22 protein-coding genes and 1 pseudogene are annotated in these 26,605 nt (G+C 37.5%); all 23 read left to right on the forward strand.

The annotated features are described in order from the left end of the window. Positions 1 to 181 precede the first annotated feature (181 nt). Positions 182 to 1,924 (forward strand): ABC transporter ATP-binding protein, encoded by a 1,743-nt coding sequence (locus PQO03_RS20450; protein WP_274153016.1) that lies wholly within the window; start codon positions 182 to 184, stop codon positions 1,922 to 1,924. A gap of 82 nt (positions 1,925 to 2,006) precedes the next feature. Then, positions 2,007 to 2,639 carry a glycosyltransferase family 2 protein gene (locus tag PQO03_RS20455; RefSeq protein ID WP_274153018.1) on the forward strand — a complete coding sequence of 211 codons (633 nt, stop codon included), beginning with the start codon at positions 2,007 to 2,009 and terminating at the stop codon, positions 2,637 to 2,639. Then, positions 2,639 to 3,163, forward strand: a complete 525-nt coding sequence (locus tag PQO03_RS20460; protein ID WP_274153020.1) for a GNAT family N-acetyltransferase — start codon at positions 2,639 to 2,641, stop codon at positions 3,161 to 3,163. The genes PQO03_RS20455 and PQO03_RS20460 overlap by 1 nt, the downstream gene beginning before the upstream one ends. Further along, positions 3,160 to 3,924 carry a glycosyltransferase family protein gene (locus tag PQO03_RS20465; protein WP_274153021.1) on the forward strand — a complete coding sequence of 255 codons (765 nt, stop codon included), beginning with the start codon at positions 3,160 to 3,162 and terminating at the stop codon, positions 3,922 to 3,924. Before PQO03_RS20460 ends, PQO03_RS20465 begins: the two co-directional genes overlap by 4 nt. Continuing rightward, entirely contained in the window at positions 3,924 to 5,237 is a 1,314-nt protein-coding gene (locus PQO03_RS20470; RefSeq protein ID WP_274153023.1) for an aminotransferase class III-fold pyridoxal phosphate-dependent enzyme, read from the forward strand. Before PQO03_RS20465 ends, PQO03_RS20470 begins: the two co-directional genes overlap by 1 nt. Next, positions 5,237 to 6,055: an SDR family oxidoreductase gene (locus tag PQO03_RS20475; protein WP_274153025.1), complete on the forward strand. Its 819-nt coding sequence runs from the start codon at positions 5,237 to 5,239 to the stop codon at positions 6,053 to 6,055. The genes PQO03_RS20470 and PQO03_RS20475 overlap by 1 nt, the downstream gene beginning before the upstream one ends. Positions 6,056 to 6,089: 34 nt before the next feature. After that, the gene (locus tag PQO03_RS20480; protein WP_274153027.1) at positions 6,090 to 7,139 is read left to right on the forward strand and encodes an N-acetylneuraminate synthase family protein; all 1,050 of its coding nucleotides are present in this window, start codon (positions 6,090 to 6,092) and stop codon (positions 7,137 to 7,139) included. Further along, on the forward strand, positions 7,136 to 8,410 hold the full coding sequence (locus tag PQO03_RS20485) for a DUF4910 domain-containing protein (RefSeq protein ID WP_274153028.1): 1,275 nt from the start codon (positions 7,136 to 7,138) through the stop codon (positions 8,408 to 8,410). The genes PQO03_RS20480 and PQO03_RS20485 overlap by 4 nt, the downstream gene beginning before the upstream one ends. Beyond that, on the forward strand, positions 8,407 to 9,777 hold the full coding sequence (locus PQO03_RS20490) for a glycosyltransferase family protein (RefSeq protein ID WP_274153029.1): 1,371 nt from the start codon (positions 8,407 to 8,409) through the stop codon (positions 9,775 to 9,777). The genes PQO03_RS20485 and PQO03_RS20490 overlap by 4 nt, the downstream gene beginning before the upstream one ends. A gap of 111 nt (positions 9,778 to 9,888) precedes the next feature. Further along, positions 9,889 to 10,803, forward strand: coding sequence for a glycosyltransferase (locus PQO03_RS20495; RefSeq protein ID WP_274153031.1), 915 nt, complete (start codon positions 9,889 to 9,891; stop codon positions 10,801 to 10,803). Next, a complete protein-coding gene (locus PQO03_RS20500; protein WP_274153032.1) occupies positions 10,800 to 11,771 on the forward strand; it encodes a glycosyltransferase family 2 protein in 972 nt (323 codons plus the stop codon). Before PQO03_RS20495 ends, PQO03_RS20500 begins: the two co-directional genes overlap by 4 nt. Beyond that, entirely contained in the window at positions 11,768 to 12,904 is a 1,137-nt protein-coding gene (locus PQO03_RS20505) for a glycosyltransferase family 4 protein (protein WP_274153034.1), read from the forward strand. The genes PQO03_RS20500 and PQO03_RS20505 overlap by 4 nt, the downstream gene beginning before the upstream one ends. After that, positions 12,897 to 14,231 (forward strand): O-antigen ligase family protein, encoded by a 1,335-nt coding sequence (locus tag PQO03_RS20510; RefSeq protein ID WP_274153036.1) that lies wholly within the window; start codon positions 12,897 to 12,899, stop codon positions 14,229 to 14,231. Before PQO03_RS20505 ends, PQO03_RS20510 begins: the two co-directional genes overlap by 8 nt. After that, positions 14,203 to 15,237 (forward strand): glycosyltransferase family 4 protein, encoded by a 1,035-nt coding sequence (locus PQO03_RS20515; RefSeq protein ID WP_274153037.1) that lies wholly within the window; start codon positions 14,203 to 14,205, stop codon positions 15,235 to 15,237. Before PQO03_RS20510 ends, PQO03_RS20515 begins: the two co-directional genes overlap by 29 nt. After that, a complete protein-coding gene (asnB, locus tag PQO03_RS20520; protein ID WP_274153040.1) occupies positions 15,207 to 17,081 on the forward strand; it encodes an asparagine synthase (glutamine-hydrolyzing) in 1,875 nt (624 codons plus the stop codon). The genes PQO03_RS20515 and asnB overlap by 31 nt, the downstream gene beginning before the upstream one ends. A 133-nt stretch (positions 17,082 to 17,214) precedes the next feature. Next, a complete protein-coding gene (locus PQO03_RS22175) occupies positions 17,215 to 17,589 on the forward strand; it encodes an acyltransferase family protein (protein ID WP_420792884.1) in 375 nt (124 codons plus the stop codon). A gap of 4 nt (positions 17,590 to 17,593) precedes the next feature. Continuing rightward, a complete protein-coding gene (locus tag PQO03_RS20525) occupies positions 17,594 to 18,166 on the forward strand; it encodes an acyltransferase family protein (protein WP_337993457.1) in 573 nt (190 codons plus the stop codon). A 227-nt stretch (positions 18,167 to 18,393) separates the two neighbouring features. Further along, entirely contained in the window at positions 18,394 to 19,872 is a 1,479-nt protein-coding gene (locus PQO03_RS20530; protein ID WP_274153043.1) for a hypothetical protein, read from the forward strand. 461 nt (positions 19,873 to 20,333) lie between these two features. Next, complete coding sequence (locus PQO03_RS20535; protein ID WP_274153045.1) at positions 20,334 to 22,199, forward strand: acyltransferase family protein; 1,866 nt, start codon at positions 20,334 to 20,336, stop codon at positions 22,197 to 22,199. Between the two features lie 408 nt (positions 22,200 to 22,607). After that, positions 22,608 to 23,762 (forward strand): glycosyltransferase, encoded by a 1,155-nt coding sequence (locus PQO03_RS20540; protein WP_274153046.1) that lies wholly within the window; start codon positions 22,608 to 22,610, stop codon positions 23,760 to 23,762. A 73-nt stretch (positions 23,763 to 23,835) separates the two neighbouring features. Beyond that, a complete protein-coding gene (locus tag PQO03_RS20545) occupies positions 23,836 to 24,177 on the forward strand; it encodes a four helix bundle protein (RefSeq protein ID WP_274153048.1) in 342 nt (113 codons plus the stop codon). A gap of 77 nt (positions 24,178 to 24,254) precedes the next feature. Next, positions 24,255 to 24,797: a WcaF family extracellular polysaccharide biosynthesis acetyltransferase gene (locus PQO03_RS20550; protein WP_274153050.1), complete on the forward strand. Its 543-nt coding sequence runs from the start codon at positions 24,255 to 24,257 to the stop codon at positions 24,795 to 24,797. A 360-nt stretch (positions 24,798 to 25,157) separates the two neighbouring features. Continuing rightward, positions 25,158 to 26,404, forward strand: a pseudogene (locus PQO03_RS20555) (nucleotide sugar dehydrogenase). Positions 26,405 to 26,605 lie beyond the last annotated feature (201 nt).

Consider the following 26,605-nt stretch of genomic DNA (forward strand, 5'->3'; position numbering starts at 1 on the left):
ACAACTGACAACTGACAACTGACAACTGACAACTGACTATCTATCCTCCCTTATGCCTTTCCGTGACTTCAGTACTAATCGCTTTTTACTGAAAACTGAGGACTGATCACTACAGACTTTATTAATCCGCGTATTTAGTATTTCCCCTTATTTCATCTCAATATCTCATTAGATCTATTCCATGAATAATATCATTAAAGCCTTAAAATTTTTAAATAAAATCCTCAATCGCAAAGACAAGAAAAATGCCATGCTGGTGGCCTTGGCCATGTTGATTAATGTGCTCTCGGATCTACTCAGCTTGGCACTAGTCCTCCCCGTGATCAACCTCGTCTTAACTGACGACTTTCTTCAAAAGAATGACTCAGTCAAATACTTATACGACTTTTTTGGTTTCTGGCAGGAAAAAACGTTTATTATTGCGACGTGTCTAAGTCTTTTTATTATATTTTTAATAAAAAATCTTCTCAGCCTGTGGATTGCTCGTTTTCAAATCAAGCATATCCAAAATTTTGTCAATAATAATGCCCTCCAACTTCTAGAGATTTACTTTAGGAAAGGTCTCAATTATATTAAAAATAATAACTCTAATAAATTAATATTTAATATTTATGCCGGTAGTCAGCGCCTCGGGAATAATGTTTTATTAAGTCTCATTAATCTTGGCAATGAATGTTTAATCATTCTTCTAATCACCATCTCCATTGCCCTTTACGATATCAAGATAGTTATGCTTCTCGCCCTTTTAATCACACCTTTTTTTCTCATCTTTTATCGAAAAACAAAGCATAAAATAAGCGCACTTGGCTATAGCCTTAATAAAGAAACTCCAAAACTGAATGAATATCTCTTTCAAACATTCCACGGTTATTGCGATACAGTAGTGAGCGATACTTTTCCCTATCAAAAACAGCGTATTACTGATAAGCTTAATACCCTCAAAGATATTCAAACAAAAAGCTTTCTCTACAGACTCTGTCCCACGAAAATTATCGAAACTTGCCTCATCTTATCAATTAGTACTATTGTGATCTATGGTATCTATTTTATCGACTCTAAAGAACAACTCATCACGCTTATAGGAATATTTTTCCTTGCGGCCTACCGCACCATGCCTTCTATCAATAGGATCATGATTGCCCTCATGAGCTTAAACGAAAATTTGTTTTTACTTGATACACTTAAAGACCTCAACCAAAAAGCATCTCACGAAGAAAAACCTAGTACAGTCAAATTCACTTCCTCTCTAAAGCTCGAAAATATCTCCTATGCTTTTCCGGATAAACCCCATGACTTTATTTTTGAAAATTTTGATTTAGAAATAAAAAAAGGAGAAACGGTGGGCATCATCGGTAGCTCCGGCTCGGGTAAAACAACTTTAATGAATATCCTTCTCGGTTTCTACCCCCTGAGCAAAGGTCACTACCTCATTGATGAACAAGATATCGAGAATTTCAACAAAAACTCCTTTTACGGCAAAGTCGGCTATGTTCAACAAAACGTCTATTTAACGGATAGCTCTATTGCTTCCAATGTGGCTTATGGTCAAAATGAAAATGATTTTGATAGAGACAAAATAAAACACTGCTTAGAACAAGCTCAACTTACTGAGTTTCACCTCACTCAAGAGCAAGGGATTGATAGCCTTATTGGTGAAAATGGCGTCAAGATTTCTGGAGGTCAACGACAACGCATTGGTATTGCTCGCGCGCTCTATTACGATGCCGAGATCCTCTTTTTTGATGAAGCGACATCAGCCTTAGATAGTCAAACCGAAGATGAAATTACTAAAGCTATTGAGTCTTTAAGTAAAACCAACTTAACCATCATTATCATAGCTCATCGCATTTCCACACTTAAACATACAGACTATATTATTGAATTAAATAACGGTCGTATTCAAAAGACACTAGAACAGAAATAATCATATCAAGCAAATCATGCTTCATGTAATTACACGAATTTTGTAAATAGAATAATTGACTTCCATAGGACACGTTAATACCATGACATCTATAATTATAACCGCCTTTAACTACGAAAAATACCTAGAGCGCGCCATAAGAAGTGCAATAAAACAAAGCATTAAAGATTATGAAATTATTGTCGTAAATGACTGTAGCACCGACCGCACAAAAGAAATCCTCGATAATTATACAGATGAAGTCCGCGTTTATAATTTAGAAAAGAATGTGGGACTCTCTGCGGCCAGAAATTTTGGCCTCAGAAAAGCAAAAGGTCAGTTTGTCACTTTCCTTGACGCCGATGACTACATTCATAGTGATTTACTCTATACATCATCACTGTTCTTATATGAAAACAATGACTTAGATGCCATTTCTGTTGATTATCATCTCGTTGATGAAAGAGGAAATCATATAGAAATGATAAACGCAGATAAATCACCAATTGCCTGTGGCATACTGTTTAGGAAAGACCAACTCTTTGAAATTGGTTTATACGATGAATGTTTTTTAGCTAGAGAGGAGGAAGATCTAAGAATTCGCTTCCTAAAAAAATATAAAATCACTAGAATCCCCATCCCTCTCTATAGATATAGGATGCATCAACGTAATTTAACTAAAGATGACAAAAAAATGGATGTTTTTAAAGATCAATTAGAAAGGAAACATGTTTAATGGCACATTTTTTAAAAGGTAATAATTTAGAGTTAGAAGCCATCTCTTTAGATCACATTTCTGACAAATATATATCATGGTTTCACGATAAAGATGTCAAAAAAGGATTATATTCTGGTCGAAAGCCTGCCAGCACAACAAGTCTGGAGTCATATATAGCCACTACTTTGGCAAACCCTAAAGCTATAATGTTTGCTATCATTTATCAAAGTGAACACATCGGAAATATAAAGATCGATAATTTTGATTCCATCTCACAAACAGCAGAATTAGGCATATTAATTGGTGAAAAGCAACACTGGGGAAAGGGCCTAGGCTTCGAAGCTTGTCAACTTGTTATTGATTATGCGTTTAATGAATTAAATTTTAGAAAAATTCTTCTGAGTGTTTTCACCAACAACCCAAATGCGACTAGATTATATGAAAAACTTGGATTTAATATTGAAGGACAATTAAAGGAACAAGTTTACATTGATGGCCAGTATGTAGATAAAATTTATATGGGTTTATTTAAAGATAAATGAAAAATATTTTAATGCTCATTCAAGCTCGCATGGGTTCGTCACGTTTACCACAAAAAGTTCTGACTGAAATCGCTGAAAAACCTTTAATTCAACATCTGTGGGATCGCTTAAAAAAAAGTCAATTTATTGAACACTCGGCCATTATCACTACTACCAATAAAGAGGATGATCAATTAGTCGCTTATTGCAATGCCAATCATATCCCTATACATCGTGGTTCTGATTGGGATGTACTTGATCGTTTTTACCAAAGTTCTTTAAATTATCCTAATTCCGACACTATCGTAAGAATATGTTCAGACAACCCGCTACACAGTTATAAAGTTTTGGATTTTGTCATTAATCAATACCTAGGTTCAAACGTTGATTATTTTTCAAATTCAAATCATGAGCCAGACTATTTAGAAGATGGCTTTGATGTAGAAATTTTTTCCAAAGAAACCTTACATACAGCATGGAAAAATGCAAAGCTTTTATCTGAGCGTGAACACGTCACTCCCTATATAAAAAACTCCGGTTTGTTTAAATGTGCATGGAAGAAAGCCTGTAAAGATTATCATTTTAAGCTATCGGTTGACACCGAAAATGATCGACTTGCCGTTGAGGAAATTTTTAAAGCTCTACGTAGTATCGAGGATTTCTCTATTGAAGAGGTTGTCACTTTACTCCAAGAAAAACCCGAAATCCTAAAAATCAACCAAGAGAGTATTATTAACTCAGGGTATCTAAAGTCCCTTAAAGAAGATAAGGAAATCTACTGATGCAGATAGGTAAATCTCAAAAACTGTATACCAAAGCCAAAAAAATCATTCCCGGTGGCACTCAACTTTTATCGAAACGCCCAGAGATGTTTTTACCTGATTACTGGCCTGCTTACTTTTCTAAGGCTAAAGGTTGTGAAGTTTGGGATCTAGATAATAAGCACTATTACGACTTTGCTTACATGGGAGTAGGAGCAAATTTACTCGGCTATGCAAATGATATTATTGATCAAAAGGTTATTGAGTCAATTCATAATGGAACTAACTCTACATTAAATTGCCCCGAAGAAATTGACTTAGCCGAAAAACTAATATCGCTCCACCCGTGGTCTGATATGGTTAGATACACAAAAACTGGTGGTGAAGCCATGTCCGTAGCCGTTCGTATTGCTCGTGCTCATACCCACAAAGAAAAAATATTATTTTGTGGGTATCATGGTTGGCACGATTGGTATATAGCCTCAAACTTAAGTTCTGATAGCTCATTAAATGGTCACCTACTTCCCGGCCTCTCTCCTGCAGGTGTCCCACAATCACTTGAGGGAACATCTTTCCCCTTCACTTATAACGATACTGAAGGCTTTAAAACTCTATTTGAGAGCCATAAAGGTGAACTCGCTTGTATCGTCATGGAACCAGTCAGAAATCATGAGCCATCCACAGAATTCCTAACAACTATTCGCACTTTATGTACTGCATATAATATCGTATTAATCGTCGACGAAATCACTGCTGGATTTAGAATGAATATTGGAGGAGCTCATCTTCGTTATGATTTTGAACCCGATATTGCTACTTTTGGTAAAGCTTTTAGTAATGGTTACCCAATGGGAGCCATTATTGGTAAGAGAAAAATCATGGAGGCTGCACAAGGCTCTTTCATCAGCAGCCTTTTTTGGACTGAACGCACGGGCTTAACCGCAGCCTTAGCTACTATCAAAGAGATGGAAAGTCAGAATACACCCGACACTATTATGAAAGTGGGAACTCGAGTCAAAAATGCTTGGCTAGAAATTTCTGAATCAACTGTTGTCCCCATTACAATAACAGGCCTACCCTCAGTTATTTCCATGAGCTTTGATCATGAGAAAAAGCTTGAGTTAAAAACCCTTTTAACTCAAGAAATGTTAAAGCGTGGTTTCTTAGCTACCACAGCATTTTACGCTTGCTCCGCCCATGAGCCCTATATCGATCACTATCTAGATAATTTAAAAGCCGTTTTTCAAACACTAAAAATCGCCATCGACAACAATACGATTGAAGCTTCACTTCTAGGGGAAGTTTGTCACGCAGGATTTAAAAGGTTAACCTAATGAAAAGAACTACCGACCCACAAGAAATTGACTTCAAATCAAAATTTGATCTTCAAGATAAAGTAATTATTATAACGGGTGCCTGCGGTTTAATTGGTCGGGCCTTCTGTGAAGCTGCGGCACAATTTGGCGCTCATATTGTCGTGGCCGATATTGAAAAAGCTAATCCCACTGAGTTCGCCGATTCACTTACTAAAAGACACAATAGAACGATGCTGGGAGTCACAGTTGATGTGGTAGACAAGAGCTCAGTTCAGCAATTATTAGATATAACTTTAAAAACTTTTTCAAAAGTCAATGGACTCGTAAATAGTCATCAAAATAAAACCAATAGTTTTTTTGAGAAATTTGAAGATTATACTGAAGATAATTGGGATGCTGTTGTGGAAACAAACTTAAAGGGGACTTTCCTAAGCTGCCAAGTTATCGGCACATGGATGGCGAATCATAAGGGTGGGAAAATTGTTAATATCCCATCAACTTATTCTGTCGTCGCTCCTAATCAAAATCTTTATAAAGGCACAAACATGGGTTGTCCTGCCGCCTATTCTGCGAGCAAAGGTGGGGTTGATGCACTCTCAAGGTATCTGGCTTCATATTGGGCAAATAAAAACATTCAAGTCAATATGATAACTCCTCATGGTGTCTGGAATAAGCATGAAGAGAATTTTGAAGAGAATTTCTCGCAATTCTCTCCTATGGAAAGAATGAGCTACAACCATGAAGTCGCCTCTGCACTAATCTATCTTTTAAGCGATGCCTCCTCATATGTCACTGGTGACAATATGCTCGTAGAGGGCGGTTGGACGGTCTGGTGAAAATCAAAAAATTTATTAATTTTAAGGAATACATATGAAAACAACCGATATCTTCCCAAAACATAAGGGTAACAGCCCTTATATAATCGCCGAAGCAGGCGTGAATCATGAAGGCTCCATTGACCTGGCTAAGCGTCTTATCGAAGAAGCAAAAGAAGGTGGCGCTCACGCCATTAAATTCCAAACCTATAAAGCAGAAACAATCGCCTCCAAAGACTCACCTTACTACTGGGATTTGAATTCAGAACCCACGACAAGTCAGTATGAACTATTCAAAAAATATGATAGTTTTTGGAAGGAAGAATACGGCCAATTAAAAGAGCATTGCGATAAGTTTGATATTGAATTCATGAGTACAGCTTTTGATGCTGAATCAGCAATCTTTTTAAATGAACTTATGAATGTGTTTAAAATCTCTTCATCAGATTTAACCAATCTTCCCTTCATTGAATTACAATGCTCATTTAATAAGCCCGTCCTTTTATCCACCGGTGCAGCTTACAAATGGGAAATCATGCAGGCACTCGAAAGCATCCACAAATATAAAAACCCCACTTGCCTTTTCCATTGTATTTTGAATTACCCGACGCCCAATAAAAATGCTAATTTAGCGATGATCAGAGATTTGAAACAAACTTTCCCCAATGTAGTTCCGGGCTACTCTGATCACACTTTACCTGGTGACATGTCAAACCTTGTCTATTCTGCTTTACTTGGCGCTCAAATTATTGAGAAACATTTCACCCATGACAAGACTTTGCCTGGTAATGATCATTACCATGCTATGGATAAAGAAGATTTAAAACATTTTTGGACGAAATGGAATGAAGTCGAAGAATTACTAGGTCACTCAGAGATCACCGCTCTAGATGTTGAAAATTCTGCTCGTCAAAATGCTCGCCGCAGTCTCGTTACAAGTCGATATATAAAAGCAGGCACTATGATCACCGAAGCTGACCTGACATGGAAACGTCCTGCTTCGGGTATCTCCCCCAAATATATATCAGACGTAATTGGATCACGCGTACTCAAAGACATCCCAGAAGATAGCGTCATGAAGTGGAGCATGCTGGAAGGTCAATGATTAAAGATCTAGAACAGCTTTTTGATGACTTATGGCCCATATGCAGAAGTATTACGGGTGATGGCCTTAGACAGTCATTTAAATTATTACAGGAAGTTGCGCCCTATCGATTAACAGAAGTTCCTTCTGGAACCAAAGTTTTTGATTGGGAAGTTCCTAGAGAATGGAATATTCATCAGGCCTACATTCTTGATCCCGAGGGTAAAAGAATTTGTGACTTCAAGGTAAATAACTTACACGTCGTTAATTATAGTTGCCCGATCACATGTGAAATGAGTTTAGAGCAGCTCATTCCTCATCTGCATTATCTTGAAAATCAACCCGAAATAATCCCCTATATAACCTCCTATTATCAAGATAACTGGGGATTTTGCTTAAGTCACAATCAATTTAAGTCACTGAGAGAAGGTTTATATCAAGTAGTTATAGCAAGTTCACTTGAAAAAGGTAGCCTCACCTACGGCGATCTCATTCTAAAAGGAGCATCCGAGCAGGAAATATTATTAACCTCTTATCTCTGCCATCCGAGTATGGCTATTAACGAATTATCCGGCCCTTTAGTTTTATCTTTTTTATACCGAGAACTCAATAAAATCAAAAATAGGAAGTTCACTTATCGTTTTGTTCTTGCGCCAGAGACCATTGGCCATATTGCCTACATCGATCAACACCATCAAATTTTAAAGAAAAACGTTGTCGCTGGCTATGTTATAACATGTGTTGGTCATGATGGGAAATTCGTCTACAAAAAATCCCGTTTAGGCGATAAAACTGTTGATCAAATCACGGAACATTATTTGAAATTTTCTGCTAAAACATTTGAAGCTAGACCTTTTACGACCGGAGGAAGCGACGAACGACAATACTGTAGTCCTGGCATTGATCTACCCGTAGGTTCACTTATGCGTACGCCATATAAAGAATACGCTGAGTATCATACTTCTGCAGATAATAAAGCCATAATTTCTTTTGACGCCTTACAAGAGACCGTAGAAGCATACCAAGATTTGGTCAAGTGTATTGAGCTCAACCAAACGTACATTCGTACTAATCCACACTGTGAAGTCCAATTGGGTAAAAGAGGCTTATACGATAATATTGGCGCTTGGACAAAAAGGAATGACTTTAGATCAAACTTGTTAAATTTCTTAGCATTCTGTGATGGGAATTTGTCACTTCTCGAAATTTCTGAATTAAGTCAAACCTTTATTCTCGATTATACGGCTGTTATCGAGGCCTGCCTAGAACACGATTTGATTAAATTAACATGACCTTTGAAGAAATAAAAAAAGACTTCTATGCCAAAGCAGGTGATCTTTCACTCTTCGAGGGGACGAAAGCTAATTACCTAAAAGTAGCTCTGGATGGAATAAAGGTAAACTATCAAAAACAGGGGGCTTTTAAAACTCCAATTTTTGATAATATTTTTGCTTTTAGACTGCGTAATATTTTAAAACGCTCCATATCTTTTTTTAGTGATCAAAGAAAGCAGTATAAGAAACATCTGACAATGGCTAAGAAAAATCAAAATCCTGATGTTTTTTTACTTGACCCAGGTCGTTCAAGTAAAAATGAATTCGGTGAATATGTTTCATTTTATTTCCATAAGCTTTACAATGAATTCGGTGATCGAAATATATTTTTTGCTTCTGAGAAAAAAATAGAGAATTATGCCTTACATCAAGATTCTTATAATGACAAAGCTTATTATGCTCCATTAACTTTATCTCAACAAAGTAAGGACGTACTTAAAGACATAAAAAAAGTCTATCAAAACATAAAAAAACAAGGCTACTTTTCAGACCCAGACCTAACAAATATTCGCCTCGCGTTTCAAGTTTTCTTCAATCAATATCTTTACTGGTCACCTATATTCAAATATCTATCACCTAAAGAACTTCACTTCATCTGCCATTATCATAAAGAAGGTATGATTATGGCCGCAAAGCAGCAGAATATTAAACTTATTGAATACCAGCATGGTCTCATTGCTAAGAGTGATATTTTTTACGATTTCCCAAAAGGGATTATTTCCTTTAGAGAAAAAATGCTTTTTGCTGATCAAATCAAGGTCTATGGTCAGTTTTGGAAAGATAAAATCATCTCCGGTCACGCCTACAGTGATCTGCAAATTGAACTAAAAGGCTTCTATCAATACGAGTGTACTAGTTTCCCCTCTAACATTAGAGAGGAATTTCATTCAGATAATTTCGATCATATTTTTCTTATCACAACACAGACTTACTTGGCCGAAGCATTTATTGAATACACCCAGTTCTTACTAAACCACATTCATGAGCATAAACTCAAGATTTTAATTATAGTGAAAATACACCCTTCAGAGGATTTAAATATTTATACCGAAAACCTTTCACCGAATCCTAATTTAATTATCACCAAAGAATTAGCTTTGGCACCCCTACTTAAAACTTCTGACCTAAATATCACTATATATAGCACCACCGTTTATGATGCATTGAGACATAATACTCCTAGTGTTCTCCTGAATCATTCAAAATGTCGTGATTATGTTTTTGAATTACACCAAGATAGTCAATCACCCATAATTGAATTAAAGCAATTTCCAAATCTTGATTTCAACCAAAAAACCCTAACCGTAGATCACTTCTTTTCGTGAGAATGATTAAATATATATGGAAACTTGGGGTAATTATAAATTACGACATTTTAATCCCCAAAAAATACCCTAACGATTTTTCAACTCCAAATATTTATTCATAACTAAAAAATGCTCATTAGTGTTATCATCCCTTGTTTTAATGTCGAAGACTACATACAAGAATGTTTAGAGTCGGTTTACCAACAGACTTATGTAAATCTTGAAGTTATCTGTATTGATAACAAGTCTTCTGATACGACTTGGGCTAAGTTGCAAGAATTAAAAAATACCTATCCCACTTTAATTCTTGAGGAAGAAATCAAGCCCGGTGCTCCAGCAGCTAGAAATAAAGGTTTAGCCTTAGCTAAAGGTGAGTGGATACAATTTCTCGATGCTGATGATTTATTGTTACAAGATAAGCTTACCCATCAGATGAGCTTAATCAAAACTGAAACCAACATGATTGTAGCGACTTCTTTTCGACGAAATACCAATGGCCATGAAAAGAGTATGAGTATCAATAGAGATGCTTGGCTAGGCCTTTTTAGTACCTCGCTTGGAATTACATCGGCAAATTTATGGAAAAAAGACTTGCTCGTAGAAGTAAATGGATGGAATGATAGCCTAAAAAGTAGTCAAGAATACAACCTTATGTTTCGTTGCCTACAAAATGATGCGAATATCTGTTTCGATGATAAGCCATTAACCATTATACGAGAACGTGAATCCGGCCAAATATCACAATCTAATCCAGGACCCAAATGGATTCGCTACATAGAACTGCGAAAAAATATCCTAAGTTATCTTAAAGAAAATAATCCAGTGATAATTAAAGAAAACAATACTTTCTTTCAACAGCGTCTTTTCAATGCTATTAGAACTCTTTATCCGCATGCTCCCCAACGAGCAATTTCATTTCACCATGAACTTATTGACAAAAAATTTCGTCCTTCAGTCGATGGAACCAACACGAAAAATTATATCCTCATGTACAACATTCTGGGTTTTAGATTAACAGAAAAAATCAAATCTCTATTCAAATGATTTCCATCATTATTCCGAATTTTAATAAGGCTTCCTTCATTACTGAAACCTTAGACTCATTGTTAGGTCAACTTTTCACTGATTGGGAAGTCATCATTATAGATGATTGTTCAAGCGATGATTCATTAGCGATCATCAATGAGTATTTAATCAAAGACACACGCTTCCGTTTAATTAAAAATTCGACGAATTCAGGTGGATCGTATTCACGTAATCGAGGTCTTGATGACGCAAAAGGCGAGTACCTGATTTTCCTTGATTCAGATGATATACTCTCTCCGAAATGTTTAGAATTACGCTATTCTTCTATACGTAACTCTGACTACAACTTAGTCGTATTTCCAATGGGAACTTTTTATAAAACAATCGGTGATTCCCCAAGTCAATGGATTCCTAAGGCAAGAGATAATCACCTAAAGAAATTTCTTAGTCATGATATACCTTGGTCAATCATGCAAACTATCTGGCGCAAAGATTTTTTATTTGCCTTAGAAGGCTTTGACGAATACTACCCCCGACTCCAAGATGTCGAACTTCATACTCGCGCCCTACTGGACAAGGGTCTAAATTATCATATAGATAATTCCGGTACAACTGATTGTTTTTATAGAATTGATGAGCGTCGTTTAAATTTTAATCAAGATGATTTCATGCTACGTTGCTACAGGGGAATCGAGCTCTATATCACCAAGTTTAGTACTTTATTAGACAAAAAACACTTAAAATTCTTAAGAGGGACATACTTTTCCTTTCTCAATCAAGTACTTAATAAAAAAATCACACAGCAAATCAACCGCGACACCTACGAAAACATCTATAATAAACTTTCAACTGTGTCCTTACCTCATTTAAAGTTATCAGCTCTCGCGAAACTCCATTTAAACTTATATTGTCGTCTATATCTTTGCGGTGCCTATAAAATCAAAGGCTTTAATTTCATCTTTAAAAAAATATTTCAAAAACTGTGAAAATTGCCTTACTCACAGACGGACTCTACCCCTATGTATTAGGAGGCATACAAAAGCATTCTTTTTATTTGGCTAAATACTTGGCTCGTGAAAAAATTAAGGTTCATATTATTCACTGCGTGGCAAAGGATCAAGGCATTATTGAAGAGCTCGAAGGCTTCAGTGAAGCCGAGCTCAAACTTATTTCATTTTCATGTATTCGCAAACGTAAGCCTAAATCTTACCCGGGTCATTACATACGTGAATCATACTTACTCTCCAAACTCATGTTTGAAACCATGAGTGACTACTCCCAATTCGACTTTATTTATGCGCAAGGATTCACCGGTTGGCATTATGGAAGAGTACGAGTAAAAGATAAATCATTGCCACCACTGATTACGAATTTTCATGGCTTAGAAATGTTTCAGCATGCAGCTTCCCTCAAAGAGAAGTTAAAACAAGAGCTCTTTAAGTGGCCCGTGACTCATGTATCACGCCTCAGTGGTTTAAACTGTTCTTTAGGTGGTAAACTCACTGCTATTCTTGAAAACTTAGTTTCACCAAATAAAATCATTGAAACTCCCATTGGCATAAGTGAAGATTGGCTCATTGATTCAAACACGATTCAAAGGAATAAAATTAGAAAATTTGTTTTTGTGGGACGCTATGAAAGGCGTAAAGGGATCGAAGAACTAAGCGCAGTCTTGAAAACACTCATCCATACACAAAACTTTGAATTTCATTTCATTGGCCCCATTCCTGAAGGCAAACAAATTTCATCCAAAAAAATCATTTATCATGGCTTATTAGAAGAAGCAGGTGTCAAAGAACTACTCTGTAGTGCTGATCTTCTTGTTTGCCCGAGTTATTCTGAGGGCATGCCTACCGTTATTTTAGAAGCCATGGCAAATGGCTGTGCTATTATTGCCTCTGATGTCGGGGCAGTATCTGAAGAAGTCGATAAATCAAACGGGATACTTATTGAAGCTGGAAGTAAAGAACAATTAAAAGATGCTATCCTAGATTTTATTAAGATGAATGATGAGCAACTCATCAAATTAAAAGAGGCTTCTCTTCAGCGCGTTCGAGAGCAGTTCCTGTGGTCCAAAGTCATAATGCAAAACCTCAAGAAAATCACAGATCATGTTTGATCACTTCCTATCAGCTTTACGTGAACATAAAGCCCTATGGAAATCTGCTGCATGCTTAATCATCGCCGGAATTATTCATCCCTATGCCGCTTTAGCAGTACTTCCCTTGCTCTGCTTACATTTGAGCTCTAAAAAGAACGATAGCGATTTATTTATACTCTTTTTTATTACCCTCATACTCTCCGATAGCCGTAGTATAATCTTTCGCTTTGCCCATACCATCAAACCTTTTTTTGCTATTTTTTTATGCCTCATCATTTTTAGTCAAAAAAAACATTTCAAGGCAAAAAACAAAACTTTCCTTTGCTTCATTCCTTTCTTTTTCATAGCTTTTTATGCTATACAGAATAATCCCAATCCTTCAAATTCACTCCTTAAAGCGATCTCTTATTGCCTCTTACTATTTGTAGTACCCATTTTCGTTAAAGCTCTTTGGCAAAGTGCTCCAGAAAAACTATTAAAAACGACTTTACTGAGTGGTCAAATCATCTTAGTCCTCGGCCTACTTGCACGCTTAGTTTATCCCAATCTAGCTACCTTAGCAGGACGTTACCGCGGGCTCTTAGGCAACCCCAATGGTCTCGGTATTTATTGCACGCTATTTTTCATTTTATCTTACTGTATATGGTTTTATCACAAGCAGCTCATGACCAAGCGAATTTGGCTGATGCATTTTGCTATGATTGGCTTCAGTATTTTATTATCTGCCTCTAGAAATGCACTGCTCAGTTGCCTACTCTTTGCTTTCATGGCTATCATTCTTCGAAAAAGTCGCGTGCTGCAAATCCTGACTATCCTCTTTGCCATTTTCCTTTTACCGCTATTAAAAATCTATTTTGTAGAACTGGTTTTGGAGAATGATTTAGGCGAATTCTTTCGGATCTCCTCGGTAGAAGACTTAGAAAAAGGTTCCGGAAGGGCTATTGCCTTTGAATTTGCTTGGCAGTGGATTCAAGATCACTACTGGGAGGGCCAGGGCTTTGGCTTTACTGAATACCTTTTTAAAGAACATTCAGAAAGACTCCGGCTACTTGGCCATGTGGGTAATGCTCATAATAGTTTTTTAACCATTTGGATTGACACAGGTTTCATCGGCTTGATCTGTTTCATTGCTGCTTGGTCTTGGAGCTTCATCAAGGCTTCTTCAAAATCTGACCTCGCCCTACCTGCTTATCTAGCGATCTGCTTTTCCTGTACTTTTGAATCTTGGTTAGCCGCTTCACTCAATCCCTTCACTATTCAGGCTCTCATTATTCTCACTTTACTCTCGCAAAAATCATTCATATCAAAACAAAATCATGAAAAAACTACTCTTCCTCTACACTGAATTAGCCGATTATTTCGTTAATTGCCTCAATTTATTAGCGCAAGACCCTGAGCTAGAGATTCATTTGGTCTTTTGGCCCGTGAAATCTGAGGCTCCTTTCCAATTTTCATTTAATGACAAAATTCAGCTTTATCAACGCGCTGATTATAATAAACAAACACTCCATGCACTCAGTCAAGAGATTGCCCCGCAACTCCTATTCTGCAGTGGTTGGCGCGATAAAGCTTATCTCAGTATCGCAAAACATTATCGTTCCTCCATACCAAGCATTAGCGCCATGGATAATCACTGGAAGGGATCATTGAGGCAACAAATTGCACGAGTTATCTCGCCACTTACTTTAAAACGCTATTTTTCTCACATCTGGATCCCTGGCCAGGCTCAAAAAGAATATGCCCTTAAACTTGGTTTCAAAAAAGAGCAAATCCTCAGTGGCTTTTACGTCGCTAATCAACAACGATTTGAGGCCCTTTTCAGGCAGAGAGAAGATTATCCGAAAAACTTCATTTTTGTGGGTCGTTACATCCCTCATAAAGGTATCTATGATTTATGGCAAGCCTTTATAGAACTCAAAGAGGAATACCCTAATGACTGGACACTCACCTGCCTAGGCACCGGTAGTGATTGGGATCAACGAATTCAACACCCCGATATCAAACACCTCGGCTTTATTCAACCCCAGGATATGTCTAAGCATATCTTAAATGCCTCCGTATTTATCTTGCCTTCTCATTTTGAGCCCTGGGGCGTTGTCGTTCATGAAATGGCTTATGCTGGTTTAGCAATGATTTGTAGCTCAGAAATTGGAGCTAGTCGTCAATTCCTAAAAGAAGGTGAAAATGGATTTAGTTTCGCGGCTCATTCTCTTGATGAATTAAAAAATGCTATGCGCAAATTTATTCAAATGGAAGAAGCACAAATACTAAAAATGGGGGATGCGAGTCATGATATAGCTCAATCTTTAACACCTCAAACATGGGTCAATACCTTGAAGGATTTAATCTAGTCATGTGTGGTATCAATGGTATTATCGGCCTAAAAGATCCCGCTAATCGCGAACTGAAAGTACAGGCCATGAATCACGCCATGCTCCATCGAGGTCCCGATGATGGCGGCCTCTATTCAGATCGCAATCTGACGCTGGGTCATCGACGACTCGCGATTATTGATTTATCAAATCACGCTCATCAACCCATGACGAGTGCTGATCAAAATCACACACTGGTATTCAATGGCGAAATTTATAATTTCCAAGAAATTAAAAATGAATTAAAGGATTATACTTTTTCTAGTCAGAGTGATAGCGAAGTTATTTTGGCTGCTTACCAAAAATGGGGTATAAAATGTTTAGAGAAATTCAATGGCATGTTTGCCTTTGCCATTTATGATAAAACTTTAAATAAACTCTTCATTGCCCGTGATAGACTCGGGATTAAACCACTCTATTATTACCATCACAATAATACTTTTCTTTTCAGTTCTGAAATTCGATCTTTATTAGCTTCTGATTTAACACCCCGAAAAATCAATCAATCATGCCTGAGTGAATACCTCTCTTTTCAGACTGTCCACGCACCCAATACGCTTGTTCAAGATATTAGTTTGCTCGAAGCGGGCCATTACTTAGAGCTTAATTGTGAATCTCTGGAAGTTCAGAAAAAACAATGGTGGCAAGCCGGTACTGAAGCTCCATTAGATCTCAGTGCCCAAGAAGCCCAAGAAAAAACTAAAGAACTCTTTTACTCCGCAGTTGAAAGACGCCTCGTTTCCGATGTGCCTTTCGGCGCTTTCCTCTCTGGTGGTATTGATTCCAGTGCGCTTGTAGGTGCAATGGCAGACATTTCTAACAAACCCATTGAGACCTTTAATATTTCCTTTGCAGAAGAAGAATTTTCCGAAGCCATGTACGCTCGAGAAATTGCCAAACTTAATAAGACGAATCATCATGAAATAAAATTAAGCCCAGATGATTTTTTAAAATATTTACCCGATGCATTACAAGCTATTGATCATCCCTCTGGGGATGGCCCCAATACTTGGGTAGTCTCGCAAGCGATAAAAGATCACTGCATTACCGTGGCATTATCAGGACTTGGTGGAGATGAACTCTTTGCGGGATACGCAATTTTTGAACGCATGCAAAAAATTCAAAACTTGAAAATCTTATGGTCCTTACCCACTCCCCTGCGCTCTTTAATGGGTTCTAGTCTTTGCAAACTTAAACCCTCCATTGCCAGTCAAAAAATACGTGAACTTTTAAAACTCCAAAATTTTAATTTCAGTGATGTCCATGCAATTTCTCGTAAAGTTTTAATGACCCATCAAGTTGAGAACTTATTAGCTATCCCTCGAATTCGCGAACATTCAAAAAATGACTTTATTAGTGATAAAGACTTTATTCATGCTCAAACTTCGATGCAAGAAATATCGACTTATCTGCAACATGTTTTATTACGTGATTGCGACCAAATGAGCATGGCTCATTCATTAGAAATCAGGGTGCCGTTTCTCGATCACAATTTAGTTGAATTCGCGCTATCGTTACCGGATCAGCTCAAGCCCTACGGCAAGGGTCTATTAGTTGAGAGTCTCAAACATAAATTACCCGAGTCCATTGTTAATCGTCCAAAAATGGGTTTTGTCTTTCCTTGGCAAGATTGGTTAAAAAATCAACTCTTTTCATTAGCAGAAAAAAATATTAAGTCTCTTGCACAAAAAAGCTATTTCCATCAAAATGAAGTCTTAAAGCTTTGGCAACAATTCCTCAATAATGACCCTACCGTTAACTACTCACGTATTTGGCCTTTAGTCGTTCTCAATCATTGGATGGATAGTAATGGTATTGACTAAGTCTCCAGTTGGCAGTTTCCAGTTGGCAAAGTAAGAGCCTCTAAAACCATTTTTATGAACTACAGATAATCACCCATGCTCCCTTCCTAGTATAATGAAAAATGAAACCACAAATATTAATATAATAAGCTCAATGCGCGGGTTTGCTGCCATTGCAGTATGCCTTTATCATTTTGTGTGTACAACTACCGGATATATTGAAAACGAACAACTGCTTAACTTCTTTGCGTGGGGAGCAAAAGGAGTTCAAATGTTTTTTATTATTTCTGGTGTAGTCATTCCACTATCAATGATTAAAGATAACTATACGTACAACAATTTCTCTTATTTTATTAAAAAACGCTTTATAAGAATTGAGCCCCCATACATTGCTACCGTAATATTAGGAATTTTGTATCTAGTCTTACGAAATCATATTCCTGGGAGCACTCCCATTGACATGACTCCATCAGTCAGAGATACTTTGTTGCATATACCATATTTTATTCCTTGTTGTCGAAAATGCTAAATGGATTAATCCAGTATTCTGGACTCTTTCGATCGAATTTCAATATTACGTGATTTTGGCCTTGCTCTTTCCCTTATTACAGGGAAAGAACAAATTTACAAAACATTTGTTTTTTATTGGTTTGATCTCTTTAAGTTTATATCCAAGTCATACAAAATTTTATATCTATTGGTCTGCCTACTTTGCAATAGGTATTCTCTACACATGTAAAATTAAATCTCTAATATCAGCTAAAACTTTTATTGCTTATAATCTTTTTGCCGCTTTCGTCGTTATTAATCATCAAGGATTAAATGATTATATCATTGGTATTTTTACACTATTTCTTATTCATCAATATCCTAATTTCAAAAATCACATTGGTGATTTTTTTGGCAAAATATCTTATTCTCTATATTTAATTCACAGCATTATTGGAGCTGCGCTTATTAACTTCTTGTCTAAACGCTTCAATTTACCCTATCAAAAACTTCTCGTTATTAGCCTTGGGTTTATCATAAGTATTGTTTTTGCGTATTTTTTCTGGAAACTCATTGAGCATCCCACTCACAAATTAGCTAAACGATTAAAGAAATAAACAAATATTTTATTGATTGTTACCTCCGTCCTCTTTAAATAAAAATTGCGAATTTTACTTCAAAAGGTCTTCCTCTCTTTCCCTGCTTAAATTGATTCCTGATCTAACCAATCTTATCGGTCTGTACTTGCTTTCCGTATTTTCTGTGTCTTCCGTGGTTCAATCTCTCTTTCGACTGCAAACTTTAAACTGACGACTGCCTACTTTAAACTGATAACTTCCCCTCAATGCATAAAATACTACTCATTCTACTTATTGGCACGCTAGCTTATGCAGATACTCCTGTGGAGTATCTGCATAAGCAGCCTCCCCCCGTGTTTAAAAAAGAGCATGGACTCTACCCCCTATCACGCTGGGGTTGGTCTTTGGACTTTGATACTAATAAAGAATTTGCTGATAACTGGGGCTATGCTTTAGAGTTTGGAGCTTATGCCACTCCCCAGGCAGTACAAAAACTTGATGACCCCCATTCCTTTCAAAGTAAAGTATGTGCCTTAGTAGCATCCAATCCAGATAAATATAAATTGGCCGTCATTCCTGATCGTCCTTTAATAAAAATGGCTAAAGAAAATCGACTTCCTGAAGCTTATTGGCTCAAAGATAAAGATGGTAAGAAACTCGATGCCCCCACCTGGAAAACAAAAAATCCTGAAGCACCTCAAACGATTTTCAAAGAAGCCGCAAAAATCACTGCTGATTCACTCAAGCGTATACGCGAGATCTGTTCCATTAGCATTGTACTTGATGGTGGAGAAAATGGACTAAGTGAATTTGGTCATACTTATCCCTACCTCAAAAAGGATCCCTCAATTTTTTCTGCTCCTAAGAAAGAACTTTGGGATTATTATTCAAAACATAAATATCGCACGACGATGCCTAATACCCTTGCTATACGCGAAGCTATACCCGATCGTAAAGTTCATGTTTGGTATCATTTTGGTGGCTTACCCTATTGGACTGATTATCGCTGGTCATGGAATTATGAGTACATGCGTAAACTAGCCGACATGCCGGGCCAAAGTCTCTATTATAAGCAATTCAATGATGGCTGGGAAGCGGATGATGACCTACTCACTTTTTTTCTATGCTCCTATGCTCAGGCAGCTGAATACGGCGATAAGCTCAGTTACAACTGGCTTTGTGCTGGTTGGAAAGAAAATCAATTTTCCGATATCGATCGCTACATGGGCTTTCTCAAATGTCTCTATACCGCAGGCCAAGTTGGTGGCGTGGCGGGTTATTTTTCTTATCCCAAAGACAAATTTAAAAATGACTTCGGAAGTAAGCCTCCGCATTGGCTCAAGCAAATGATTGCACTCTCCCGAGTTCACGCCTTCTTTAGTCATTTTGATGATTTCATCCTCAAGGGCGAACTACTCCCTGGTCCCAATACTCATGCCCTCGTAAAAAAACGTGTCGGCTTAGACTTACCCGCCTATGAATTCCCTACAGGTGATAAAAATATTCGAGTTCTGGTACGTAAAAATAAAGATGAGTGCTTAGTGACTGCTTGGGCCGCAGTAGGTGATTCCAAAGAAGTCGAAGTCTTTATTGATGAATTAGGAGAAATTAACCTTCTGGCTCGCCCTGAGGGCTCAGTCTATAAAATTTCCATCAAGGAACAAATCCGATTTGAGCCACCTGAACTCCATATTCAACTTCTCGATAAGAATGGTCTCATGCCAAGTCAAGGATTTAAGGAATAGTTTTCAGTTTTCAGTTAAAAAATTTGAACCACGAATTGAGCGAATGAAACAAATAAAAAACTTATTCACCACAGATTAAACAGATCAACACAGATTATTCTTTAATTTAAAATTGAGAATTAAACATTTAAAATTTGAGCGAAGTGATCGATCCGTGTTTTTCTGTGTCTTCCGTTGTTTATTTCATTTTTACTGCAAACTGATGTCTGCCTACTGTAAACTTTTTCATAACTGATGACTGCAAACTAATAAGCCTTTCCGTGTTTTTCAGTGCCTTCCGTGGTTCGTCTCATGTTCACTGTAAACTGACGACTGATCACTTCAAAATTCCAAACCCTGTCTATCCGTGGTTCATTCACCTTTTATTGGAAACGTTTCAGCTCTTCATCTGTGATTAACATCTAAGCTTTTTCTATGATTCCACTTTTCTTTCAACTTGTAACTGTTTTAAAATATTTATTATGAAATACCGTCCAGAAATTGATGGCTTACGTGCCATTGCAGTTATTCCCGTTATACTTTTCCATCTTTCTCCTGCTTTATTTCCTTCAGGTTTTATTGGCGTCGACATATTTTTTGTTATTTCCGGATTTCTGATCACCTCTTTAGTCTTAAAAGAACAAACCAAAGGGAACTTCTCATTTAAAGACTTTTGGATTCGCAGAATCAAGCGTCTATTCCCTGCCATGGCGACAGTTTTGATCGCGACCTTAATTGCAGGATATTTTTTATTGTTTGAAAATGAGTTTAAGTCTCTCGCCGCCCAAACAATTGCAGTTTTGCTTATGCTCGCAAATATTAAAATGTGGAAAATGTCTGACTATTGGGCTCCTGCTGCAGAAGAAATCCCTTTACTCCATACATGGTCACTCGGAGTGGAAGAACAATTTTATGTACTTTATGTACTTCTCTTGGTTTTCATTCTCAAGTTTTCTAAAAAACACTTACTACCTATTATTTCACTGTTATTTATTATAAGTTTTTCTTTATGTATTTACTCCGCAAGTCGCTACCCTGATGCCAATTGGTATTTCTTGCATACACGTGCCTGGGAACTTTTAGCAGGTGCCATTGTCGCAATTCTTCTTCAAAAGAATATTTATATTCCCAAATACTTTTCCCTAGTGGGTCTGATTGGAATAGCCATATCCTACATCATTATTGATAAAACATTTCTTTTTCCTAGTGGGATAACAATACTTCCTATTTTAGCAACAGCATGCTTCATTTTTGCTTCTCATCAAAATAGGTTACTGACGCTAAGTCCCATTGTTTATATAGGAAAAATTTCTTACCCGCTCTACCTTTGGCATTGGCCTATTATTGTTTTTTATCATAACGTAATTTATCCAAGTAAGTTGGGCTGGACCGATATCGTATACATTCTTTTACTTACGTTTTTTTGCTCCATTACCTCCTATCATTTTATCGAAAATCCAATCCGCCGAAGTCGATATAAGTACACAAGTAAACTCATTTTTACCGTATTAATACTTGTTTTTTGTGTGAGTTTCGCCATTAAAAAAGATTTTATTGTAAATACTGATAATAGTACATATACCGCAGGTCACAATTCTCAACAAAAATACGAATTAGTCCATCATTGGAAAGATGGCCCGCTTATTTTTGGCAAAGACTCACCACAAGTTGTACTTATAGGTTCATCACATGCTAGAATGTATGCGCCAATTATTCATGAAATTTGCGAAGAACTAAATATATCTAGCGCTTATTTCACCGCTTCTGGCACAAGTGCACCTTTTGTCTCTGAGTTTTATGATCCCAAAAATGTGAAAATTGGTGGGAATGACCGAAGCGAATACGATGAAATCAAGCGAAAGAATTTAGCTTTGTGGAAACCTAATATTATAATAACGATAGATAGATATGAAGAATTTTTTTCAGATCCGAATATTGAGCAAATTTACAAGCTTTATTTTTCAGAGCTTAACAAGTATTCTTCCAATATAATAACTCTTGAGCAAATTCCTATTGCTGGTACAGCATCAAATTTATTACTAAACCTTGAGAGAAATAAATTTAAAAATAACTCTATGTCAGAACATCCTAAACACACTAAAGTACGTAACTTAGCTCACAAAGTAATAAATAACCTTTGTAAAGAGTATGATATTGATTTTATCAAAACCCAAGATTTATTCTTGAATTCTGATGGAAAAGTCATTTTTGCCGATAAAAACAATGTCACCTATTACAAAGATGATGACCACCTTAATGATCATGGTGCAAGATTAGTAAAATCTCGTTTAAAAGCTGCTATCCTAAGGGCTTTAAAAAAAGCACCCGCCGAATATGCTTCTCCCTAAGTTGACACTCCTTTCGAGTCACAAAACTGTATAGATTTGTTTAAGCCACAGAAGGTTTAAATTGCTGAGTGATTCGTTCGCTACGCTAAGAACTGTAAAACTTCTACCACATTTAATTTTTCTACTTCGCAAGCGCCATTGGTCTGAGCGTGCTAAGGATAAAAATTGAAGTCCAATCACATTTCTGCATTAAACAGATCTTACAGATTATTCTTTAATTCAAAATTGAGAATTAAACATTTAAAATTTGAACGCAGTGATAGCTCTGTGGTTAAACCTTTTTTTCCTTCCGTGTTTTTCTGTGCCTTCTGTGGTTCAAGTTTTCTTTCTACTGATAACTGCTAGATCTGTGGTTAAACATAATTATGAATTTATCATTCAACATTTAAATTTGGAACTCCGTTCCCCATGATCCTCCACACACACATCACCCTTGATCCTACTTATGGTGGCCCTGCACGTACAGTGCCGGCCCTCTGCGATGCTGTGGCTCAAACACGGGAAGTGAGCTTAATTAGTACTTTTACAGGAAATAGGAAACAGGAAACAGGAGGCAGGGGAAAGCAAGAAAGTGCTCAGGTGTCAGTTGGTAGTGGTCAGGCGAAAAGCTTTGAATTAGTTCAAGTTGGTGATGGAAGCTACAGGAGTTTTGCAACAGCTATAGAGCAAGAAATTGAAAATACTGAAATCATTCATGATCATGGTGCTTGGCTGCCGAATAATTTAGCCAGCTTCAAAATGGCTAAAAAACATAATAAGCCTTTTATACTCACGACACGAGGCATGTTTGAGCCCTGGGCGATGGATCATAAGAAATGGAAAAAAAAGCTGGCTTGGTGGCTCTATGAAAGGCGAATCTTACTAGGTGCTGATTTAATTCATGCAACGGCTATGAGTGAGGCTCAAAACTTGCGCGCCTTAGGCTGCAAGCAGGATATTGTCTTGATCCCCAATGGCGTTGATTTTCCTAAAATTTTGCCAAGGCCGCAAAAACAAGAAAACAAAACTTTACTCTTTATTTCTCGGATTCATAAAGTCAAAGGGCTCATGAATCTACTCCAAGCATGGGCGAAGCTGCAGAATGATGATTGGTGCATTCGTATTGCAGGACCCAGCGAAGAGGGTCATCGCGAAGAACTCGAAGGCTATATTGCTGATCATCAGCTCAAAAACATTTCTTTCTTAGGGTCACTCAATGATTCTGAAAAATGGCAAGAATACGTCAATGCCGATCTCTTTGTGCTTCCTACTCATTCAGAGAACTTTGGTGTGGTCGTAGCAGAAGCCATGGCCGCGGGCCTACCAGTCATTACCACCAAGGGCGCCCCTTGGGCAATGCTCAATGAAAACAATTGCGGTTGGTGGATTGATATTGGGGTAGAACCACTTATCGAAGCAATCAGAGAGGCGATGAATCTCAATGATGATGAGAGGCAGAGCCAAGGAGCCATTGCCCAAAAACTTGCCCACGATCATTTCTCTTGGCCTAAAATCGGTACCGAAATGAATCAGGTTTATGATTACGTACTCGGCAAGGGGGATAGGCCGGGGTGTGTTATCTAAGTTGGCAGTTGGCTGTTGGCTGTTGGCTGTTGGCTGTTGGCTGTTAATATAATTGAAGAAGGAGGCAATTGATATGGCATTTGAAGATTTAGAAGTTTGGAAACGATCTGCAGCTTTATCAGCTGAAGTGTACCTAGTTTTAAAAGACTTGAAAGATTATGGCTTCAAGGATCAAATCACAAGATCATGCTTGTCCATCTCCAGTAATGTAGCCGAAGGTATTGAACGAAAAACGAGTAAAGATACTTTAAAGTTCTTAACTTACTCACAAGGCTCATGCGCAGAATTCAGATCTCAAACATATATTGGAATCAAAATAAATTACATCCCTAGTAAAATTGGTCATCAATGGGTTCAAGAAAGTAAAGAAATCTCGGCTATGATTATTGGCTTATCTAAATCAATAGCTAATTAAAAAATCTTTAAACTGCCCACTGAAGACTGATAACTTTAAAAGAAGCTCTCTAATAACTGCAAACTGATGACTCATCTATGATGAAACAAAACTTAGAAAAATTTAATAACTCCGACTTTGATCGCGGTGCGTCCAAAGGCAAAGAACTCTTTTGGTTACTCTTGCGTGGCTTCTTCTTTGAATTCTCAGTTCTTCCCCTCAGTGGACTGCGCCGCAAGATTCTTAATCTCTTTGGTTCGAAGATACAGGGGTCTGTCACCCTCAAACCCCAAGTGAAAATTACTTTCCCCTGGAAACTCTCTGTGGGTGAAAATTCTTGGATTGGTGAAGAAGCTTGGTTAATGAATCTCGCTCCCATCGAGATCGGAGCTAATGTATCCATCTCTCAAAGAGTTATGCTCTGTACTGGTAGCCACAATTGGAAAAAAGAGAGCTTTGATCTGATTACTCAACCGATCATTATCAAAGATGGTGCCTGGATTTGTGCCAATGTATTTATTGGGCCCGGCGTCACCATTGGTGAAAACTGTGTCGTCACGGCAGGCTCAGTAGTGACATGCGACTTGCCAGCAAATATGATTTGCTCGGGCAATCCGGCTAAGCCGGTTAAAGAAAGATAGCAGATAAAAGAAAGCAAATCACAGATCTAGCAGATAAGACAGATTATTAATAAGTTCGGAGTCATCAGTCATCAGTCATCAGTTAAAAGTACTAAAGCACGGAATACACGGAAAAGCACGGAATGAAGTCGCTGCGCTCCAATTTTAAATTTTGAATGATAAGGTAGAGTTAACCACGAATTGAGCGAATGAAACGAATTGTTCTAGAAGAAAGACACCACAGATCGGGCGCTAGGCTCCAATTTTTAATGGTGAATGTTAAATTTTTAATTGAAAAAGAATACCATCCGTGTAGATCTGCATAATCTGTGGTTAAAAATAATATTTGTAAAGAACTGAAAACTGAAAACTGAAAAAACTATGAAAATTTCTATTATTGGCCAAGGTTATGTTGGCCTACCACTCGCCATTGAATTTGGCAAAAATTCACCACCCTAGGTTTTGATATCAATGAATCACGAATCCCAGAACTTCAAACTGGGAAGGACTCTACCCTAGAAGTTGAAGATATAGAATTTGAAGAAGCCAAAGAATTAAGTTTCTCCCGAAATGTCGAAGAACTCAAGGGTTCTGATTATTTTATTGTCACGGTTCCCACTCCCATTGACCGTGCTAATAAGCCTGATTTACGACCTCTTGAATCTGCTTCTAAAATGATTGGCTCAGTTATTCAAAAAGGTGCAATCGTCATCTATGAATCCACCGTCTATCCCGGTGCGACTGAAGAAGTGTGTATCCCCATCATTGAAAAGCATTCAGGGCTGAAATTTAATCGTGATTTTTTTGCTGGTTATTCTCCTGAACGTATTAACCCAGGTGACAAAGAGCGCCGCTTGCCAAATATCTTAAAGATCACTGCTGGCTCCACTCCGGAAATTGCCGATAAAGTTGACCAGCTCTATCGTACTATCATCACTGCAGGAACTCACAAGGCCTCGTGCATCAAAGTTGCTGAGGCCGCAAAAGTGATTGAGAATACTCAGCGTGATGTCAATATTGCCTTAGTTAATGAACTCTCCCTCATTTTTAACCGCATTGGCATTGATACCCTAGAAGTCTTAGAGGCAGCAGGAACCAAATGGAATTTTTTACCCTTCCGTCCTGGCTTAGTCGGAGGTCATTGCATTAGTGTCGATCCCTACTACTTGACCCATAAAGCCCAAGAACTCGGCTATCACCCCGAGATTATTCTTGCTGGGCGTCGTCTCAATAATGACATGGCCAATTTTGTCGCACAAGAAGTCGTCAAACTAATGATCAAGAAAGGCAATATTGTCCATCAAGCGAAATTCCTTATCCTCGGTATTACTTTCAAAGAAAATTGTCCTGACGTACGGAACTCGGGTGCGGTTGATGTGGTCACTGAACCCGAAGAATTTGGTTGCGACGTCTCCGTCTATGACCCCTGGGCCGATAAAGCTGAAGTTAAGCATGAATACGATATAGATTTGATTGATAAGCCTAACTCGAAATATGATGCCATTGTCTTAACAGTCGGTCACAAAGAATTTCAAGAAATGCAACTGCAAGAATTGAGTAATGAAAAAACCGTCATTTACGATATTAAGTATGCCTTGGATAAAAATATTGTCGATGGAAGGCTTTAGTCGCTGCGCTCCAATTTTTAATGGTGAATTCTTAATTTTAAATTGAAAAGAGTTTAACCATGAATTGAGCGCATGAAACGAATTTAAAGAGAGAAGACTTTAACCACGGAATACACTGAAAAGCACGGAAGGTTGATAGACAGTTGCTAGGAAAGAACGTCCATTTCATGGACTGAAAGATCACTGCGTTCAAAGAACGTT

The organism is Lentisphaera profundi (assembly GCF_028728065.1).
Taxonomy (GTDB): Bacteria; Verrucomicrobiota; Lentisphaeria; order Lentisphaerales; family Lentisphaeraceae; genus Lentisphaera; species Lentisphaera profundi.